General features: G+C 33.8%; 20 protein-coding genes and 2 pseudogenes. 11 read left to right on the forward strand and 11 right to left on the reverse strand.

The window, feature by feature from the left end; all coding sequences use genetic code 11:
* Window positions 1–25: 25 nt before the first annotated feature.
* Window positions 26–1,312, forward strand: coding sequence for a phosphopyruvate hydratase (eno, locus tag FD50_RS06285; protein ID WP_056960827.1), 1,287 nt, complete (start codon window positions 26–28; stop codon window positions 1,310–1,312).
* A 474-nt stretch (window positions 1,313–1,786) separates the two neighbouring features.
* Here eno and FD50_RS06290 read toward each other — a convergent pair whose 3' ends face one another.
* Both FD50_RS06290 and FD50_RS06295 read right to left on the reverse strand, forming a co-directional pair.
* On the reverse strand, window positions 1,787–2,311 hold the full coding sequence (locus tag FD50_RS06290) for an HAD-IIIA family hydrolase (RefSeq protein WP_056960828.1): 525 nt from the start codon (window positions 2,309–2,311) through the stop codon (window positions 1,787–1,789).
* A gap of 307 nt (window positions 2,312–2,618) precedes the next feature.
* Complete coding sequence (locus tag FD50_RS06295) at window positions 2,619–2,984, reverse strand: winged helix-turn-helix transcriptional regulator (protein ID WP_201780646.1); 366 nt, start codon at window positions 2,982–2,984, stop codon at window positions 2,619–2,621.
* 131 nt (window positions 2,985–3,115) lie between these two features.
* Between FD50_RS06295 and FD50_RS06300 the strand changes: the two genes are divergently transcribed.
* Both FD50_RS06300 and FD50_RS06305 read left to right on the forward strand, forming a co-directional pair.
* Window positions 3,116–3,997, forward strand: coding sequence for an alpha/beta hydrolase (locus FD50_RS06300; RefSeq protein ID WP_056960830.1), 882 nt, complete (start codon window positions 3,116–3,118; stop codon window positions 3,995–3,997).
* Window positions 3,998–4,808: 811 nt separating this feature from the next.
* Complete coding sequence (locus tag FD50_RS06305) at window positions 4,809–5,588, forward strand: helix-turn-helix domain-containing protein (RefSeq protein WP_056960831.1); 780 nt, start codon at window positions 4,809–4,811, stop codon at window positions 5,586–5,588.
* Here FD50_RS06305 and FD50_RS06310 read toward each other — a convergent pair.
* Window positions 5,575–5,982 (reverse strand): DUF2000 domain-containing protein, encoded by a 408-nt coding sequence (locus tag FD50_RS06310; protein ID WP_056960832.1) that lies wholly within the window; start codon window positions 5,980–5,982, stop codon window positions 5,575–5,577. The genes FD50_RS06305 and FD50_RS06310 overlap by 14 nt on opposite strands.
* 366 nt (window positions 5,983–6,348) lie before the next feature.
* Between FD50_RS06310 and FD50_RS06315 the strand changes: the two are divergent.
* Both FD50_RS06315 and FD50_RS12500 read left to right on the forward strand, forming a co-directional pair.
* A pseudogene (locus FD50_RS06315) lies at window positions 6,349–6,785 on the forward strand (MepB family protein).
* Between the two features lie 511 nt (window positions 6,786–7,296).
* Window positions 7,297–7,437 carry an AAA family ATPase gene (locus FD50_RS12500; RefSeq protein WP_082610451.1) on the forward strand — a complete coding sequence of 47 codons (141 nt, stop codon included), beginning with the start codon at window positions 7,297–7,299 and terminating at the stop codon, window positions 7,435–7,437.
* 414 nt (window positions 7,438–7,851) lie between these two features.
* On the opposite strand, the gene FD50_RS06320 is transcribed toward FD50_RS12500, so the two are convergent.
* Together FD50_RS06320 and FD50_RS06325 are read right to left on the reverse strand one after the other, a co-directional pair.
* Window positions 7,852–8,163, reverse strand: a complete 312-nt coding sequence (locus tag FD50_RS06320; protein WP_054756052.1) for a carboxymuconolactone decarboxylase family protein — start codon at window positions 8,161–8,163, stop codon at window positions 7,852–7,854.
* A gap of 34 nt (window positions 8,164–8,197) precedes the next feature.
* The gene (locus FD50_RS06325) at window positions 8,198–8,587 is read right to left on the reverse strand and encodes a tautomerase family protein (protein WP_056960833.1); all 390 of its coding nucleotides are present in this window, start codon (window positions 8,585–8,587) and stop codon (window positions 8,198–8,200) included.
* 103 nt (window positions 8,588–8,690) lie between these two features.
* Between FD50_RS06325 and FD50_RS06330 the strand changes: the two genes are divergently transcribed.
* The 3 genes from FD50_RS06330 to FD50_RS06340 are packed head-to-tail and all read left to right on the forward strand — an operon-like array spanning window position 8,691 to window position 10,163.
* Window positions 8,691–9,581, forward strand: a complete 891-nt coding sequence (locus FD50_RS06330) for a LysR family transcriptional regulator (protein WP_054756050.1) — start codon at window positions 8,691–8,693, stop codon at window positions 9,579–9,581.
* Window positions 9,571–9,798: a DUF961 family protein gene (locus FD50_RS06335; RefSeq protein ID WP_056960834.1), complete on the forward strand. Its 228-nt coding sequence runs from the start codon at window positions 9,571–9,573 to the stop codon at window positions 9,796–9,798. Before FD50_RS06330 ends, FD50_RS06335 begins: the two co-directional genes overlap by 11 nt.
* Window positions 9,783–10,163, forward strand: a complete 381-nt coding sequence (locus tag FD50_RS06340; protein WP_054756047.1) for a DUF961 family protein — start codon at window positions 9,783–9,785, stop codon at window positions 10,161–10,163. Before FD50_RS06335 ends, FD50_RS06340 begins: the two co-directional genes overlap by 16 nt.
* 39 nt (window positions 10,164–10,202) lie before the next feature.
* On the opposite strand, the gene FD50_RS06345 is transcribed toward FD50_RS06340, so the two are convergent.
* Window positions 10,203–10,730: a DUF4865 family protein gene (locus FD50_RS06345; protein ID WP_056960835.1), complete on the reverse strand. Its 528-nt coding sequence runs from the start codon at window positions 10,728–10,730 to the stop codon at window positions 10,203–10,205.
* Between the two features lie 106 nt (window positions 10,731–10,836).
* Here FD50_RS06345 and FD50_RS06350 point away from each other — a divergent pair, with 106 nt between their 5' ends.
* Both FD50_RS06350 and FD50_RS06355 read left to right on the forward strand, forming a co-directional pair.
* On the forward strand, window positions 10,837–11,583 hold the full coding sequence (locus tag FD50_RS06350) for a LysR family transcriptional regulator (RefSeq protein ID WP_056960836.1): 747 nt from the start codon (window positions 10,837–10,839) through the stop codon (window positions 11,581–11,583).
* 100 nt (window positions 11,584–11,683) lie between these two features.
* Window positions 11,684–12,291, forward strand: a pseudogene (locus FD50_RS06355) (IS30 family transposase); the annotation flags it as partial.
* A 565-nt stretch (window positions 12,292–12,856) separates the two neighbouring features.
* Here FD50_RS06355 and lepB read toward each other — a convergent pair.
* The 5 genes from lepB to FD50_RS06380 all read right to left on the reverse strand — a co-directional run bounded on the left by lepB (window position 12,857) and on the right by FD50_RS06380 (window position 16,409).
* Window positions 12,857–13,450, reverse strand: a complete 594-nt coding sequence (gene lepB / locus FD50_RS06360; RefSeq protein WP_056960837.1) for a signal peptidase I — start codon at window positions 13,448–13,450, stop codon at window positions 12,857–12,859.
* Window positions 13,451–13,528: 78 nt separating this feature from the next.
* Window positions 13,529–13,957 carry a hypothetical protein gene (locus FD50_RS06365; RefSeq protein WP_056960838.1) on the reverse strand — a complete coding sequence of 143 codons (429 nt, stop codon included), beginning with the start codon at window positions 13,955–13,957 and terminating at the stop codon, window positions 13,529–13,531.
* Between the two features lie 122 nt (window positions 13,958–14,079).
* A complete protein-coding gene (locus FD50_RS06370) occupies window positions 14,080–14,931 on the reverse strand; it encodes a sugar phosphate isomerase/epimerase (protein ID WP_267476043.1) in 852 nt (283 codons plus the stop codon).
* A 102-nt stretch (window positions 14,932–15,033) separates the two neighbouring features.
* The gene (locus FD50_RS06375; protein ID WP_056960840.1) at window positions 15,034–15,897 is read right to left on the reverse strand and encodes a DegV family protein; all 864 of its coding nucleotides are present in this window, start codon (window positions 15,895–15,897) and stop codon (window positions 15,034–15,036) included.
* 89 nt (window positions 15,898–15,986) lie between these two features.
* The gene (locus FD50_RS06380) at window positions 15,987–16,409 is read right to left on the reverse strand and encodes a MarR family winged helix-turn-helix transcriptional regulator (protein ID WP_054756038.1); all 423 of its coding nucleotides are present in this window, start codon (window positions 16,407–16,409) and stop codon (window positions 15,987–15,989) included.
* Window positions 16,410–16,610: 201 nt separating this feature from the next.
* Here FD50_RS06380 and FD50_RS06385 point away from each other — a divergent pair, with 201 nt between their 5' ends.
* Window positions 16,611–18,329, forward strand: a complete 1,719-nt coding sequence (locus FD50_RS06385; protein ID WP_056960841.1) for an Rqc2 family fibronectin-binding protein — start codon at window positions 16,611–16,613, stop codon at window positions 18,327–18,329.
* The last annotated feature ends 135 nt before the right edge of the window (window positions 18,330–18,464 follow it).

Here is an 18,464-nt window from a genome sequence, read left to right on the forward strand (position 1 = left end):
GAAAAAATTTGAGGAGGAGATTTAAATGTCTGTTTACATTGATCAAATCAAAGCACGTGAGATTTTTGATTCTCGCGGCAATCCTACTGTTGAGGCGGATGTTATTCTCAGCAATGGTGTTATAGGACGCGCTGAAGTTCCCTCTGGAGCATCAACAGGAGAAAAAGAAGCTGTTGAACTTCGTGACAACGAAACGCGTTTAGGCGGAAAGGGTGTTCATAAAGCTGTTTCTAATGTTAATAATCAAATTAATCAAGCTTTACATGGTTTGAACCCTTTTAATCAAGCACATATAGATAAAATTATGATTAAATTGGATGGTACACCGAACAAGGAAAAGTTAGGTGCTAATGCAATTCTGGGAGTTTCTATGGCTACAGCTAGAGCAGCAGCTCAAGTCACGCATCAACCACTTTATCGTTATTTAGGAGGGACAGATCTTGAACTTCCGCAGACATTTCATAATGTCATTAATGGCGGTGAACATGCTGATAATGGCATAGATATTCAGGAATTTATGATTACTCCTGTCGAACGCAGCAGTTTTCGAGATGGCTTTGAAAAAATTGTTAATACCTATCACACTTTAAAAAAAGTTATTGAAAAAGCTGGTTACACAACTGGTTTGGGAGATGAAGGTGGCTTTGCGCCAGATTTAAAATCTTCTGAAGATGCTTTAACGATGTTGCATACAGCAATAATTAAAGCTAGGTATACTCCTGGGAAAGAAATTGCAATTGCATTTGATGCTGCAGCTTCATATTTTTATAACAAAGATACTAAAAATTATGATTTTGAAGGAAAAACTTACTCTCCAGCCGAACTGGGCAAATATTATGCAAGTTTATTTAAAAAATTTCCAGAGATCATTTCTATTGAAGATCCATACAGCGAAGATGATTGGGATAATTTTATTACATTTACTAAGCAATACGGAAGCCAAATACAAATTGTCGCCGATGATCCTGTCTGCACGAATCCTGGATTGATTAAAAAAGCTATTGAAAATGGTATGGCAAATTCCATTTTAATCAAACTCAATCAAATTGGAACCGTTACAGAAACACTTGAAGCAATTAGACTAGCCAGAAAAAACGGCTATACGACAATGATTTCTCATCGATCCGGTGAAACTGGAGATACGTTTGTGGCTGATTTTACAGTTGCAACTAATTCTGCTGAATTAAAAGCTGGTGCACCAGCACGTTCGGAACGGGTAGAAAAGTATAATCAATTGTTACGTATTGAAGAAGAATTAGGAGAAGATGGGACGCGTCTTGCACATTTTCCAAACAACGTTGATTTTGATTAAATAAAAAGTTCTTTCTAAAAATACAAAAGTGAAAAGCAGCTCTGAGAAATTGAAACCTGATTTCTCAGAGCTATTTTTTTAGAATTTATGACGTTTAACGTAACCTTTTTCTGCAAAATTAATGCTAGTAGAAGCAGGACTTAAGTAGTTAGATGGTAAGCACGTAACAACAGACCGGCTATAACTGTGTGCTCTGACACGGTACAATCACTTTATCAAATATGATGAGGTGATTTTTTTGAATGATCAAGAAATTATCCAAGTAAAATTGGACCAACTAAAAAATTAGCAGTCCAACACTACTAGCAAAGCTTTTCAAATGAAGTTAGGTGAAAATAAAACTGTAGTTGTCTACAATCACATCAATAGCTTCATCCATGGAATAATAGCTTATTTTGTGTATCCATATAGTCCTGAGATTAGATGCTTTTAATGAACGGGCAGGGGAGCTAAATTCACATTAATAGTTATTGGCTATTTGACAATGTAATCGACAGCATCTTTAAGCGTTCTAACATTAATAATTCTGTTGACATTATTACCACTATTAACCCAAGCACTTGATTCTTGAATCCCTGTTCCAACATGAATGCCAAGCATACCACAATCAAAGGCAAGTTTTATGTCGGATGAATATCGGTCACCAATGATAACGGACTTACTATTTTCAAAATTATATTTTGCATGAGCTTGATTGATTAAACCTTTTTTGGGTTTTCTACAATTACAATTAGTCTTTTCTGAATGGGGACAAATAAAAGCATCGTCAAAGCCTATCGAAATAATGGAATTGAAAAAATCATAATAATTAATTTTACCATCTTCAATATGTGTTTGATTTGAGAGACCAAATACTTTAATATTATTTTTTTTCAATTTTTCAATTGCCTCTAACGTATAAGAAAACAATTTAAAATCTTGTAGCGATTGGAAATGTCCATTGCCACCAATAGTTCCATCACGATCAATAAAAACAGTTGTGTATTGTTGAGTTGACATTATAATTTTTTCCTTTGAAATTGATAAATACTGTCAATAGTAAAATGCGAGTTCATTATACCAATGCTAATAATAATTGCAATAAGCTAAACAACAATAAGGACAACTATTTTGAATGGATTAATATCAAAGAGTGCGGAAAACTTCTATTTCATATTCATCAATATTATGCTGTTCAACAGGCTTTGAAAGAAAAAAGGTACTAATCATGAATTCAAGTGAATTTAAAGAGGTGATAATTGTCACTTCAAAAATTTTTAAATTACAAAAAACGTTTAACTATACATATTCAAAAGAATTGAAAACTTTAAGCGTTATATTTCTTCTCCCATTTACCTAACTCAACAAAAATGGGCACAAGAGTATTCCCTTTTTCTGTTAATGAATACTCAACCCGTGGTGGAATTTCATTAAATTGCGTGCGTAAAATAATTTCATCTGATTCCAGTTCCTTTAAGGTAGCAGTAAGCATAGTGTTTGTCACATTTGGCAGTTTCCTCTTTATTTCACCAAAACGTAAACTATTATTCTCCATCAAGAAAAAGATAACTCGTAATGTCCACTTTCCCTGTAACATTGATAATGTTCGAAATACTGGGCAATTGGTATCCCCTTGAAAATTTTTGAGGCTTTCCATGAAATTTTCATAATGTTTATTGGTTTTATATTCCACTGTCAACATCCTTTAGTATGTTTTTTTGTACTTGGTTTAATTAATCTGCGTACTTGTTGTTGAAATTTAACTTAGTATAATTTGAGAAGAAAAGAAAATCAAATATCACATATTCAGCAGGAGGAATAAATTTGAAACTAGAAAAAAAATTTTTGTGGTCCGACGGCTCAAAGGCTAGTTATTGTGCTTATTTAATGGAAAATTCAACTGACATTGAATTAAAAAGAAAGCACCCAGCAATTATTATTTGTGGGGGAGGAGGGTTTGTACGAATTACTTCCAGAGAACAAGAACCAGTCGCATTTTATTTTTTAAATCAAGGTTATCAAGTATTTGTGTTGAATTACACAACCAAATCAATTGGAGACGGTAGTTATCCCACCCCTTTGTTTGATCTATCAAAAATGATAGCGACTGTCCGTACACGTGCTCTAGAATGGAATATTGATCCCCATAAAATTGCGATTTTAGGATTTTCAGCTGGTGGGGCAGTTTGTGGTTCTTTAGCAACCGAATGGCAAGAAACTTACTTATCTAAAAAAATTGGTATATCCAGTAACATGTTACGGCCTGATGCGGTGGTACTAGGTTATCCATTATTAGATTTTGTGTACCAGGAAAAAATGCTTAAAGTAGATAAAGATCGTGAAAAAATTTTGCCATTAGTAAATATGAAAAAGAAGTCTTTTCTACCTAAAGCATTGGAAGCGGGTATAGGCAAAAAAGCTACAGTAACACAATTAGAAACAGCAAGTCCAATAAGTCACATTACAAACCATGTTCCGCCAATTTTTTTGTGGGGAACCTCAGATGATGAAATGATATACACAGGACAACTGTTAAATTTTGCTAAAAAGCTAAGTGATCTTGGCCTTAATTATGAGCTTCATATTTTTGAAAACGGACAGCATGGACTATCTTTAGCAAATTATAATTCTATGCCAAATGGTTTAGAAAAAAATATATCAATTTGGGAAAAACTAGCACTGAATTTTTTAAAAAAGCATATGTAATATCTTTCATAAAAAAAGTTTAGTTGCATGTTTTCAGTTTAATGATGGTTATTTTATTTCGTCAAAAAGCGGTATCTAGGGCATGCAGAACGAACATTTAACAGTATTTGTCCGTGGTCAAATCGATTATTTATGGAATTATTGGAGAAATCAATATTTAAAGCCAACTTAACTAGCAATATAGCAAGCTTTATACACGTTAAATTAGCCAAATTTATTGAATAAATCGCTAACTTGAACCTACTTGTCGTTCAACAGGTGACGAAGCAATCGCATCGTGGAAATTAACAGCCGAAAATATCAAGAAGAAGGGGGACAAGTAGTATGGTTAAGATCTTAAAATTGCGCAATGGTATTATTATTGATGAAGAAAAATCATTAGGTAAATTGAAGTTTCTAGATAAAAAATCACCGTCATTATGGAAATTATATTAATACTGAAATTCGAGTAACTTATTGATGATATTATTTTAGTTGATAAGAAAAGCGCTGCAAAGTCTGACTCAAATAAACCAACAACAAATCCATAATGAAAAAGGCAACTTAAGTGGTCAAATTATAAAAGAATTAGCGTTAAGCAGTTTCATAAAAGTATTGTGTCTATCTGCTTTTCTCTGATGTTATTGTTTATTTTTGATTTCATTGTTTTATATTACTTATACAGAAAACTATTTAGAATTATTTGTGATATAATTAAACCTCAATAAAGATGTTCTCAACAAAATAATTGCATTATAAAAAAATTCATATCTTAGCTTAAAGAAAGTTTAAAACCATTGATAGTTGCTTGTTACAGCGGAGGAATTTTACAATGTCTATTCAATACATCCAAGCCACTTCAAATGGCTCAACCATACTAAAAAAATGTAGTAACGTTTTGCAGACAGCTAGACTTCAATTTCATGATCGTGTATCTATCGGAATTATTGAAGAAGGTAGTTGCATTGCACATGTTGATCAGACTGAAACTTTATGTAAAAATACATTAATAGTGATGCCTACAAACTATGTTCATTGGTGTCAACCTTTAAATGTTTTTAAGTGGCGATACCAAATGTTATTCATTGAAAAGAAAATTTTCTTAAGACAACCATGTCCACAAACGGTTAAATTAACCAATTTACAAACTAAAAAAATTTTACAACTATTTAAAATCATCACTAAAAGTCATGAGCTTTCTGAAAAGGAAAAAGTTGACCTTTTAAAGTCAGAATTTTCAACGTTTTTACAAAATCCACAGGTTCCACCGTTTAGTACACAAATAGATAGTCGTTTAACAAAAACAGTGAGTTATATGAGTGAAAACTATCAATTTCCGTTAAAGATAAATGAGTTAGCCGATTTATCAGGAATAAGCAAGTATCATTTTATTCGCCTCTTTAAAAGTAATTATCATCTTTCACCCGCCAAGTATTTAGTAAACTGCCGCGTTAACAATGCTCAAAAGGATTTAATCCAAAAAAATAATTCTTCAATGGCAGAAATAGCCTACCAAAATGGCTTTTATGATGAAAGTCATTTTGATAGGCTATTTAAACAATATACCGGCGTTTCACCCAAAAAATTTAAATTGCAAGTTACTTCAAGATAGGTAAATCCCCAGTAAAATGATTGACTAATTTAGCTTGACCATATAAACAAATTCCTAAAAATTGTAGTTGTTCATGTTTTGATTGCCTCAACTGTGTTGCATATTCCAGGTAATTTTTTGCTTGTTGGGCACAATCAACAAAGGAAAGCACCTCTATTTGTTCAAGATTCAAAACTTCTTTTTGCATTTCACTAATCCTAGAAGAACTTGCCTCTAAGACCGGTAGTGGGATTTGCACAATTCCTGGGTAAATTCCATTCTCAGCATCCGTTAATTGTTTTCCATTAATTTCAGGATGTAGGGTTCCCAAAGAACATCCTAAAATTGCGGCGGTATTTGCACTTAGACCTATAGGTAGGTCAGAATTAATTACTAGAACACATTTTGTTTGCACTTTTAAAACAGCTCCTTTATTTACTATGTTTTAATTAAACAGCAAGAAACAAAAATTAAATTGTACAAAGTTGCTCTAATCTTAAAGTTTTCAACTTGTTTATCTCAGCTTACAAATGTTAGGGTTCTAGGCAAATTGTTTGCATCTCTTCAACGACTGCTCTCTTTTAAGTCAGGTGTTATATCCAAAAACGACAGCTGCATTATGGCTACTTGTCAAAATGATTATTGATGATAAATTAAGAAACTATTAAGTCAATAGATCTCTGAAAAGGGGCTAAACAATGTGATAAACTTTAAAATCATTGATACTGGAGGAATTATTTTGCCACAACAATTTTACAAATCTTTATCCTTGATTCAAGAAATGTTTCCTATATCAAACGTTGAATTAGAAACCTTCAATCAAAAATATGAAGCCTTTAACTTTAATTTAAAAGATCTGTCTTTCAAAAGTCGACTAACCAAAAAAACTCCTCTAAAACAAGGCTATTTTGTAGTTTTTTGGCAAAAAAATAACATTAATAAAAATGAACCTTTTGAGCAGCAGAATACAAGAGATAAATTAGTTATAACTATTCAAGATGGGTTACATAGCGGACAATTTATTTTTCCGAAAAAAGTCTTAATTGAGCAAAAAATTTTAACAACACAAGCAAAGGAAAAATGGCACTGCGTGTTTATCCGAGTTGGGTGGATAACTTAAATAAATCGGCTAAAAGAACACAAACATGGCAATTACAATATTTCGTTGATTTGTCATCAACAGAAAATCAACGAGAAATCAATAATCTATATTTTTAAAGTGTATGTTAGCATATAGCTGTGTTAGATAAACAAGGTTTCCCATCCAATTTAATAATCCAACCGTTTAAAATTATGCTGCTTCAATTGATCTAGTAGGTAAGTGCTTTACTATAGGTAATTCGAGGCAGACAGAAGATTCTGACTTATGGAACACATTCATACCAAATAGAGAGGAGTTAGGTTAAAATTTAACTCGGCTTCTCGAAATATTAATTTTATTTAAACTAACTAAAATTATTTTATAGTTCAAGCACCTCGTATTTTTGAGTTCTAAGAATTTCTACCACCTCTAGACGAAAATGAAAAATACATTTATGAATTGAAATCACACCTAGAAGAAATTTTTTAAAATGAACACAGAAACATTCTTCAATTCATTATTCAAGAAAAGTTCGCTAGAATACCCATAATGATTTTTTAAATACATAACCTATGGATTTCTACTCAAACTGCTAAAAAGAGTTATTAATGATAAAAATTAATGTCTTAATAAAAAAGGAGCTTAAATATGAGATTAGTTAAGTTTGGAATTAAGAATTTTCGAGGTTATAAAGATAAAAAAATTAATTTTACAGATTTTACAACTTTTGTTGGTATAAATGATGCTGGAAAATCAACAATTTTTGAAGCTCTTGATATTTTTTTTTAAAACTCAAAAATTGAAAAAAATGACCGCACAGTTAATTCAATCGATGATGTTGAATTAACTGCATATTTTAGTGATTTACCAAGAAATATAAAATTAGAAACCATGCACAAAAAAGGATTCTTAAGGATAAAGAAGTCTATAATCATTTCACCTTAGAGAAACTTCCTATGTCTATCCAAATGGAACTGAAAAAAATAGTGGATAATATTGATTGCTAATAATTAGCTGTTATTTATTTTATAAGACAGGGTCTATAATATACAAATAGTCCTTCAATTATTTAAAGGTGGCCTTCAGAACTCAACATACTTTCTGAAGACCACCTTTATTTAATGTATTAATTTAAAAAAAAGTATCTCTTATCTACCCAGTGCTTTTTTTGTTTGATAATTATTTTTTCAAACAAGTTAATTATTAAAGAATAATCTTATTTAACAAGGCCATTGCTTGTGGCCAGCCAATATAAAAGGCTAAGTGAGTGCACAAAGCTGATAATTCGTCTTTTGTAACTCCGTTTTTGTAAGCTATTTCTAAGTGAAAGGGCATTTGCTCAGTGTTACCTAGCGTTGCTAAAATTGTGAGTGTTACGATACTTCTAGTTTTAGAGTCTAGTTTCTCGTCTAGCCAAACTTCTTTAAACAAAATATTATCTGTGTAACTTGATAAATCTGGTGTAAAGTCTTTAAACTTGGGACTCAGTTTTTCTGTGATTGGCTTATTTACCATTTAATTTATCTCCTTCTTTGTGGCGTTTATAAAATTATTTCAACATTTGTGCTTTGCCTTCCCCGAAAGACCAATTCTCTACTGGAACTTCATTCAACAAAATAAAAATATTTTGTGGGGTTATAATCGTTTCTTCCCCGATTCTTTTAGCGATTGTGTTGTACAATTCTTGTTTTTGTTCAACTTTGCGACCAGGACCACAGAAAATTTCAATATAGACAAAGTTCTCATTTCTTTTAGCCTTACTTAGAAGATAATCGTTATCGATGTAATTTATTTTTGAATTAGTCGAAATCCAAAGCTGAAAGGTATCGTCTTGGGGAATAAAAAAGTGTTTTTCTAAGGCTGCATGAATAATTTTATTAACACTTTCAGTGGTTCTTTCATCAAGTTTTGCTCCATGAAAAATTTTAACGAATGGCATATAGTTTCCTCCTTAATTGGTTATATTCATTTTATCCTAGACTTTTCCATAATGATAATTCATAATTGTATCTATAATTAGTCTAAAAAGGAATGAAAATCTAATGGATATAACTGAGTTGATAACTTTTAAAGCAGTGGTAGAAAAAAAGAGTTTTTCTGCGGCTGCAGAATTTTTAGGATATTCGCAGTCGAATGTTACTAAACATATAAAAAAGATAGAGGAAGCTGTAGGATTTGCTTTATTTCTTAGAGGTTGGAAGGCCACTTTAACAAAAGAAGGTTCACTCTTCTATAAGGAAGTAGATGACTTACTTAATCACTGGAAAAGTGTATGTTCAGTATCGCGAGAAATTGAAACTGAACAAATAGGAGAAGTCCGAATTGGAATAATTGAACCGTTATCTAAACAATTATTACCCAGAATAATTGGGTGGATGAAAACTTACAGACCAAAAATGAACGTAACTTTTGAACTAGGGAATACCGCCAGACTAAGCGCCTTAGTTCAAAATGATGAACTTGATTGCGCTTTTTGTGGAAAGTATAACGATTTGTCCCAAGAACTAGAATTTGAGAAGATCGGCAAAGATGAAATCATTATCGTAGCTTTAAATGGTCATGAACTTTTGCAGAAAAAAGCAGTTAGTCTCAGTGATGTTTTAAATTATCCTGTAGTATATGGGGATAAAACTTGTTTAAGTTATCAGGTTTTTATGAGGACTTTACAACAACAAGATTTATTAAATAAATTGAAGACACATTATATTTGTTCAAATCAGCTATTAATCCCAGATATTTTAAGTGATAATCAACTTGGCATATTGCCTAAAATTATTATGGATGAGAAAAAGAATAATATAAAAACCTTGACTACTATAAATACAGACACTGAATTGTCGTATGGTTTAATCAAAAAGAAAAGAAATTATAACTATTTAGCTGAAACTATTGGTTCAATAACAGAACTGGCTATTCAGGAATTTGGAGATTAATAATCTTTTATCAGAGAAACAAGCCGAATTAATTGAAGTTCAGATTCCAACAAGAGCTGGTTCAAAAACTTTTGAAACTGACACTGAGGTTGAATTGGCTAATCCAAGACTTGAACCGACTGGACGTTCAACAGGTGATGAAGCAATTGCCTCATGGAAATTAACTGCCGAAAACATTAAAGCAAAAGGGGGACAAGTAGTATGGTTAAGATCTTAAAATTGCGCAATGGTATTGAAATTGATGAAGAAAAATCATTAGGAAAATTAAAATTTTTGGATAAAAAATCTCCGTCATTGATCTTGGGTGAAGATGGTGAACCAACTGGTGAAATTAAAGATCGACGTTATGATATTTTATCTAAGCTGCAACATGATTCTTTTACAGTTATCTTACCAGCCGAAACAGAGGAAAAGGACTTTCCGTTCAATTCAACCGTAAAGTTAATTAATCCAGTAGTTGAAAATTATGCTATTCCAAATGGTCGCTATGTTGATGCTGGAATTCGAGTAACTGCTGACGATATTATTTTAGTGAACAAAGTTTCATCAATCAAAAATGCAACTATTCCAGAAAAGAAATAGCTGCATTATAAAATAAATTAGTTTCTTGAATGTTTCTAATTACTGTGTTGAAATATGCAAAACTTCAAAACATCTGATATTATTTTCCTTTTTAGGTCTTGCTTCAGAAAAAGAAAAAGTAACTTTTTTCCATTTATCAGGATTATATATGACCAGCTTACCTGATTCTGTGTCACTTAAAGTAGCATTTAAATTAGTATTCTGCAATGTATCTCCTGGTAAAATGTCATCAGTTTTCTCAATGACATATTTACTTTTTTTAAAATTTTCTTCTAGCTTAACTACTGTAGTTATCCCAATTTCAATATTTTGCCAACCAAACGATTGTAAAATATTGTCAAAAAATCCGTTAAAAATAAACTTATTCATTCCTTCTGAATCTTTCCAAACATATAGTGGACTATAACTATTTGAGAGTTCTCCTTGAGATCTTTCAGAAATAAGAAATGCTTTAAACAATAATCCATTAAAACCATCCATCAAGTGACCGTTATCTCTAACTCTATTTCTAATGATATTCATATCATAATCAGCAGGTAGGGTAATATCGTACCTCATTGCATCCATATAAACACTCCTTTCATATCATGAGTATATTGTATTATGATATTTTTTTCCTGCATAATACTATATTTTGATATACTTATCATATTAAATGATAGCTGGAGGGAATATGAATTTTAACGACTTAAAAATATTCACATCAATTTTTGAAACACAGTCACTTAATAAGAGCGCTAAAAGTCTTGGTTATGCTCAATCAAATATAACTGAGCGATTAAAAATTATCGAGAGTACGTTTAACTCATCTTTTTTTGTTCGTAGTTACAATGGGGTTAAACCAACACCACAAGGAAAAGAAATGTACAAGTTTGCCATTGATACTTTGAATCGATTGGAAAAACTGCAGGAGGACTTTCACCAAGAAAAAAATAACATACTAACATCCGAACTGCTATTAAACTATGCTATGAATCAAGAAAACATGCTTAATATAGAAACAGATAAAATTGTTATTAAAAAAACTTGTGAGATTTCTGATGAAGCATTGAAGCATAATTATAAAACCATTTATAGTTTTAAAGAACTTAAATCTTCTCAAGGTTATAGGAAAGAAATAAGAAATCTAACCTCCTATTATTTGTGTTCTGAAGACTTACCTGTCGCCAAAGGTTTACCCCCAATAGTTAATAGTGACCTAGAATGTCCTTTTAGAAAAGAATCATTAAAGAACTACAAAATTGCCCATGGTAAAAAGTATCTTGAAATTAACTCTTTCGCAAACATATTGGACATTCTACAAAAGGGGAAGGGATACTCGCTGCTTCCGGAATACTTAATTGATTTAAAAAAATTGAGAAAGTTCAGCTCAGAGCCTGTAAACATAGTTTTCTATGTATATAAAAAGAAAATTTACTAATAATTGAATACTACAGCTTTTTAACAATCTTAAGCCAGATAATATCATAATTATTTGTTCAAAAATAAAAAACAGCAAAGAGATTCAAATGTTCAAATTTGAATCTAATTTACACTATCGCCATAAATATTGTCGGGGAAGATCACAACGTGTGGCTGAAATGAGTGCTAAAGAAAAGAGAGCAGCTGAGTTAAAAGCTGAGAAGAAAAGGGCGAAACAAAAAGAAAAACAGCTTGTTCGTCCACTTAAACATTCAATCGAAGAACGTCCTGTAGGCGTTGATAAGCGCAAAGTTTTTGGACATTGGGAAGTTGACTGTGTTTTACCAAAAATGGGCTATAAGCAAGTCTTTGTGACGTTTTGTGAACGGAAAACTCGTTATTATATTGTTTTAAAAGCCGAATCACAAACTGGAAAAGCCGTTTGTAAGGTCTTGGATCAATTTATGGGATTATTTGGTGAACGTGTAAAACAAATTGTTCAATCATTCACATTTGACAATGGTTTTAAATTTACCAATCACTTTGTAATTAATAAAGTTCAACATGTTAATAATGATGATAGTCGACGTAAAATTAATAAACGGATAAAGGCTGTTTTGAACTATAAATACCGAGAGATGTATTAAGAATAAAAATTGCACGAAATTGGTCGAACATTTGTTTATAAACGCAATTTAAGCATTCTAAAAACACTAACAAATACTGATTTAAAGCCAACTTAACTAGCAATAATTAATCAATCCATAGCAAGTTTTATACACGTAAACCAGTCAAATTCATTGAATAAATCGCTAAATTAATGGTTTTAGCATGAAAATCAAAAATAAGTCGTCAAAATTCAATCAGTAAATTCAATTGTTTTTGCTGCTTATAAATTCATGTGGCTGAATTTTTTTGCACTTATTTTATTTTCTTGAATTTTATTTTTCCTTTTAGAATTTCTTTTTATCCGTAAAAACATTGTTTTAACAGTGCTTTTTGCGCCTAAATCAGCAACTAATTAGCCTGAAGAGAGGTAGTCGAATTTGACGGCTTTATCCGATTTCTTGTTTTTCCTAGTTTACATAATATATATTATCGAAAGTGGACTTAAAAGAAAAAATTAACGTCTCTTCATTTTAACGGCTTTATTTGCGTCTAAACCACTTAATTCGTTCATTAATTGCTTTAAAATAAAAATGTGCCTCATATGTCATCATGCGTTTAAATCTTTTTTGAAAAAGAAAAAAAGATCAACACAATTAACTTGCGTTGATCCTAATTTATTTTGATTAATTAGAACCTGAATATGAATTAATCAACTTAGCTTTTGAATTCCAGAAAACAACTTTAACGACCCCATCGATCTTGCTCTTAGGTACAAACCCATAATAACGACTATCATTTGAATTTCGTCGATTATCACCAAGCACAAAATACTTATTCTTAGGTACCGTGAACGTTTGATTTGTCCCTAACCTGACCCCGTCTGCTTCTTTTAACGCAAGTGTAAGTGTCCCGGTTTTACGCTGATCTGCAGTAATATACCCCTGTGAGAGATATTTACCGTTCACATAAACGTTGCCATTATTACGATATTCAATCTTATCGCCTGGTAATCCAATAACTCGTTTGACGTATTTTGTATCATTCTTAACTGTTGGATTGTTGGTATCAACTCCCTTAGCATTAAAAACAATGACCGTATTATGTTTGATGCTTGCCTCTTTCAGCAACATGACACGCTCATTATTTTGCAAATTGGGAGCCATTGAAGTTCCGTCAACTTTAACCATGCCAAACCAGAATTGGCGGACGAGTAAAGCAATTAAAATACCAATTACAATCGGAAGAATCCAGCTTAAAATTTCCTTAACTGTTTTCACCTAACTTTTCTCCTTTTGACTAACTACCTGTAGTATAGTCTCATTTTACAACTTAGTTGCCTAGTTTACTATTCGTTTTTAGGTATTATCTCTTTGGTGACGCGAAAATACGTGTTCTCTATGCAAATCAAGTTCGCTCTTTTTTAACAATCGTAAATAGTTCCAGAAAAGGAGGCAAAAGAACAGCTCATAGAGGATGAACCAAAGGTTATTAACATATAAAAAAGGCATTAACATTGTGACACAGTTGAAAAAAATCTTAAATATAAATCCCCCCTGCATAAAGTAAATCATATTGCTAAAAACAGCAAGTGTTCCAAAGATAACTAAAAAGATGGTCAGAGTAATGATCAAATTAAAGATATCTGCAATATTTGCAATTTTTTCGGCTGTTTGAATTGAATAACCTTGTTGACGATATAACTTGATCATTATTCTAAAATAAGTGTCATTGAGAACATATAAGAGTCCGAGACCGCCGACAACCATATTAAGGAATTTGTTCAAATTTTCATCTCCTTAGTCACATTAAATGCGCTTTTTCGTTAAATTAATCCAGTGTTTCGTTACTTTAAATTATATACTGGATGAAAGCTGAAGAAAGAATTGGAACATTTTTTAAACCAAACTTAATTTATTGAATTCGGTTCGTTCAATTTGTCATAGATTTTCATCAGATAGTGATAACTAGCAACCTGTTCACGCGCATCATTTTCGTCACGCAACTGGACCTCATAAATGCTGCTAGCAGCTGGGTTTAAACACGGCAACACTTTTTCCCAAGCAATTGCTCCTTTGCCAAGCTCTAAACTATCATGTTTTTTCCCGAAAGAATCTACCAAATGATAATGAACGACCTGCTTTTTTAAACGTTGCAACGATGCAGTTAAAGCCTGGTTAGAACCGTGAGCCCGAATGAAGCAATGACTGACGTCAAAGGCAAGGCGATAACCGCGAGCTGCAATATAACGATCTTCTTCTTCTTCGCCATAATAGAAAATGGGTGAAAAGGAATTTTCGAACATGATATGATCTTTTCCAAGTTCAGCATAGTTATCCAAAGTAGCATAAACATGCGCACGTGCTTGTGCTAGCGACGGATACAAAGCAATCATCTTTTGTGTATGGCGCGCGTAAGATCCGTGCAAAAGAGTTTGCACATCATAATCAAAAGAAAGCTGCAGCAGATCTTCAGTGCTCTGCCGGATAAACCGGCACAGTTCTGGGAAAGTTTTTTGAGGCGCTACAAGTTCGGTAAATTCGCCCTTATAACGCATTGGATGATGCAGGACAATTCTACTCGTTGCCTCATTTTTAACTAATTCAAGTGCATACGCTAATCTTTTAAGCCCTTCTTTTGTGAAATCAGCTTCACTGGTAAAGAATTCGAAAACCGTTGGCCGATATTTCAGTCTGTCTGCAAGCTGTCGCTCACTGCTGCTTGCTTTTAATCCTAACTCTGGTTTTTTCACTTTCTCCATCTCCCTGAAAGTTTGAATCCTAGATATTGAAGGCTGGGAACAAACTATCTTCGCCCCAGCCTTGTGAAAAATATTAAAATAATTGCTGCTTAAATTAAAACATTACTTATCAATATCTCTCATCCAAGCTAATGCCAATGCTTTTTCACCTAAATGAGCGCCGACAACCGGTCCAAAATAACTCAAGTCAACCTGATACTGCGGATATTTCTCAGCTAATTCTTGCTGCCAAAGAAGCGCTGCAGCCTCATCATTGCCATGAATCACAATTAACCTGAGCGGATAGTCAACCTGCTGCTGGGCGTTTGCAAAAATGCGCTCAACACGCTTCATTGCACGTTTCATTGAGCGTACTTTATCAAAGGCGACAATTTTGTGGGTCTGACGTTCAAATGTCAATAATGGTTTAATCTTAAGGACACTGCCGATCAAAGCCGTTGCATTTGATAATCTTCCCCCCCGCACAAGATTTTGCAAATCATCTACAATAAAACATTCGTTTGTTGTGGTGCGCAATTCTTCCAGCTTTTGCAAAATCTCTGTGACACTGGCACCAGCTTTAGCCATTCGGGCTGCAGCAATAACCATATTTCCCATCAGCATCACTGTAATTTGCGAATCAAAAGGATGAACTTCAATTCCCTTTATCTCAGGTGCGATCCCCTTGAGAGTCTGCACAAAGCCTGAAATAGTACTTGCTAAGTGAACGCTGATAACCGCATCGTATCCCTTTTTTCCCAAACTTTCGTAAAAGTTAATCAATTCTCCAATTGACGGTTGCGAGGTGCTCGGAAATGTAGTAGTTGTTTTGAGCTTTTGATAGAAATCTTCAGTCGTAATATCTTGACCTTCATGATAAACCTGACCATCAATAATTACAGGAATTGGAATCACGTAGATCTCATTTTCAGCGATCTGTTTTTGCGACAAATATGCCGTACTGTCTGTAACAACAGCGATTTTCATTAAATGTGCACCCACTTCTTTGCATTTTCTTACATCGAGTATCATACCATAATTCTAAATATTCAGCTAGAACAGCGGTTGTACTGCCTTTATTCCAGACGTTCCATACTTTTATTCAGTCTATTCAGTAAAATTTGCAACAAGTTCTGTTCTTCTTGTGCCCAATGTCTAAAAAGATTTTCATCAAATTTATGGAATTCTTCTTCCAACTGTTCAATTGCTTTTTCACCCTGCGCAGTTGCTGCATAAATGAAATAGCGCCGTCCCTGTTTACCGTCAGCTGGAACTTTAGTCACAAATTCTTTTGCCAAAAGGCGCCCTAATTGCCGGCTGAGCGTTGAAACATTCAGATTCATCAGTGCAGAAAGTTTTTCCTGAGTGTCAATTTGATGCTCAATGTTGACCAGCAATTGCCATTCCGCAAAGGTTAGACCAGTCTTGCGGGTCAATTTTACGAGATGTTCATGATATTGACGTTCAAGCTCCAGCAGACTTTCCATACAAGATTTCACTATAACAGCCCCTTCTCCATAGATCGCTTAATATGTATTATGCAAACAACAATCTTATTATTGCCCATTATGGTCTTACTCGCAATAAAAAAGTCTTGTTTAAAAAGACAAAGCTCTTATCCAGCACGTACTTTGCGCATTTATAGTAATAAAGGTACAATTGTAGACAGCAAATCTTGTTATGAAAGAGAGTTGGACTTCATGCCTTTTGATGGCCTTTTTACTCGTGCAATGGTGCATGAACTTGAATCACAATTAATTAGCGGGCGTGTCACAAAAATCTCGCAGCCTTTCCCAAATGAGGTAATCCTGACAATCCGTGCACAGCGGCATAACTATCCGCTTTTATTATCTGCACATCCAAGCTATGCCCGCTTACAGATCACGACCGTTCCTTATAATAACCCACCAGTTCCCACCAATTTTACGATGACGTTGCGTAAATACTTGGAAGGTGCACTCTTAACAGAAATCAAGCAGCGTGATAACGATCGGGTGGTTTATTTAGGCTTCTCCACCCGTAATGAGCTGGGAGATCTGCTGCCTTTGCAATTAAGTATCGAAATTATGGGCAGATATAGCAATGTAATTCTAATTGATCAAACTGCCGGTAAAATTATCGATACTATCAAGCATGTTGGACCCGGACAAAACCGATATCGCACTTTATTACCAGGAGCACAATATCTTGCTGCACCTAAACAAGATAAACTAAATCCGTTCACTGATCACACTGAAAAATATCTCCAACTGCTCCAGCAATATCCCAACCGCGAAATTCTAGCCGCACAGTTACAGCAAACTTATCAAGGTTTTGCCCGCGAGCACGCACTTTATTTTGCGGATCAATTACACGCCGGTGCAGCTAACCCGCAACAGGCTTGGGGTAAGACTTTAGCCTATACCGAGAAACCACACCCTGTGATCGTTCCAGCTGGCAAAAAGAAATTCTTCTCTTTTCTACCCTATGCAACTTCGAAGGTGCAACAACCTGATACGCTCAGCAAATTGCTTGATTTGTATTATCGGGATAAAGCAACCACAGATCGGGTGCAGCAACAAGGTGCTCAACTTTTTCACGTTGTACGACTTAATCTCCAAAAAAATCGTAAAAAATTGAAAAAACTGCAGCAAACTTTGGATGCCACACAAAAAGCTGATCAATTCAGGATCAAGGGCGAATTGTTGACCACCTATCTCAATCGTGTCTCACGGGGAATGGACAGAATTGAATTACCTAATTTTTATGATAATGAACAGAAAATGACCATTTCACTTTCTAAACAACTCTCACCCTCACAAAATGCACAAAAATATTTTAAAAAATATCAGAAATTAAAGAATGCGGTTGCATATGTCACGACTCAGATCGCCCTAACAAAAAAGGAACTCACATATCTTGAAGAGCTTGAAACCCAGTTGGAATTAGCTGAGCCGCAAGACTTGCAAGATATCAAGGTGGAGTTACAGCAACAAGGCTATCTCAAAGCGCAAAAACGGAACAAAAACGGCAAGGTGCGTAAAAACAAGCCTAGCAGCCCTGCAGTGTTCTATGCAAGCGATCATACAAAAATCTCTGTCGGCAAAAATAATCTGCAAAATGACCGTTTAACACTCAAAATTGCACACAAAAATGATTTTTGGTTGCATGCTAAAAATATCCATGGCTCCCATGTGATTGTACACAGCTCCAGTCCGAGCACGCAAACTTTACTGGAGGCTGCAACACTTGCAGCTTATTATTCAAAATCACGTTCCGCAGCAAATGTCCCTGTTGATTATGTTGCAGTGCGTAAAGTTCACAAACCGAACGGGGCTAAACCTGGATTCGTAATTTATGAGGGACAGCAGACTCTTTTCGTAACTCCAACTGTTGAGGCGATTACAAAGTTGCAGCAAAATAAAGAAAGCAGTTTCTGATGCAGTGAATGATCCGAAGCACTAAATTTGACTGGATTAGTTAATGCAAAAAATTGACTATAAACTTGCGTAATTAATTAAAAAGAGAGTGTGACATAAGTCGGGAAAATTTGAGTGCTAACTCGAAATTACGAA

The sequence above is a fragment of the Liquorilactobacillus satsumensis DSM 16230 = JCM 12392 genome (genome assembly GCF_001435195.1).
Taxonomy (GTDB): Bacteria; Bacillota; Bacilli; order Lactobacillales; family Lactobacillaceae; genus Liquorilactobacillus; species Liquorilactobacillus satsumensis.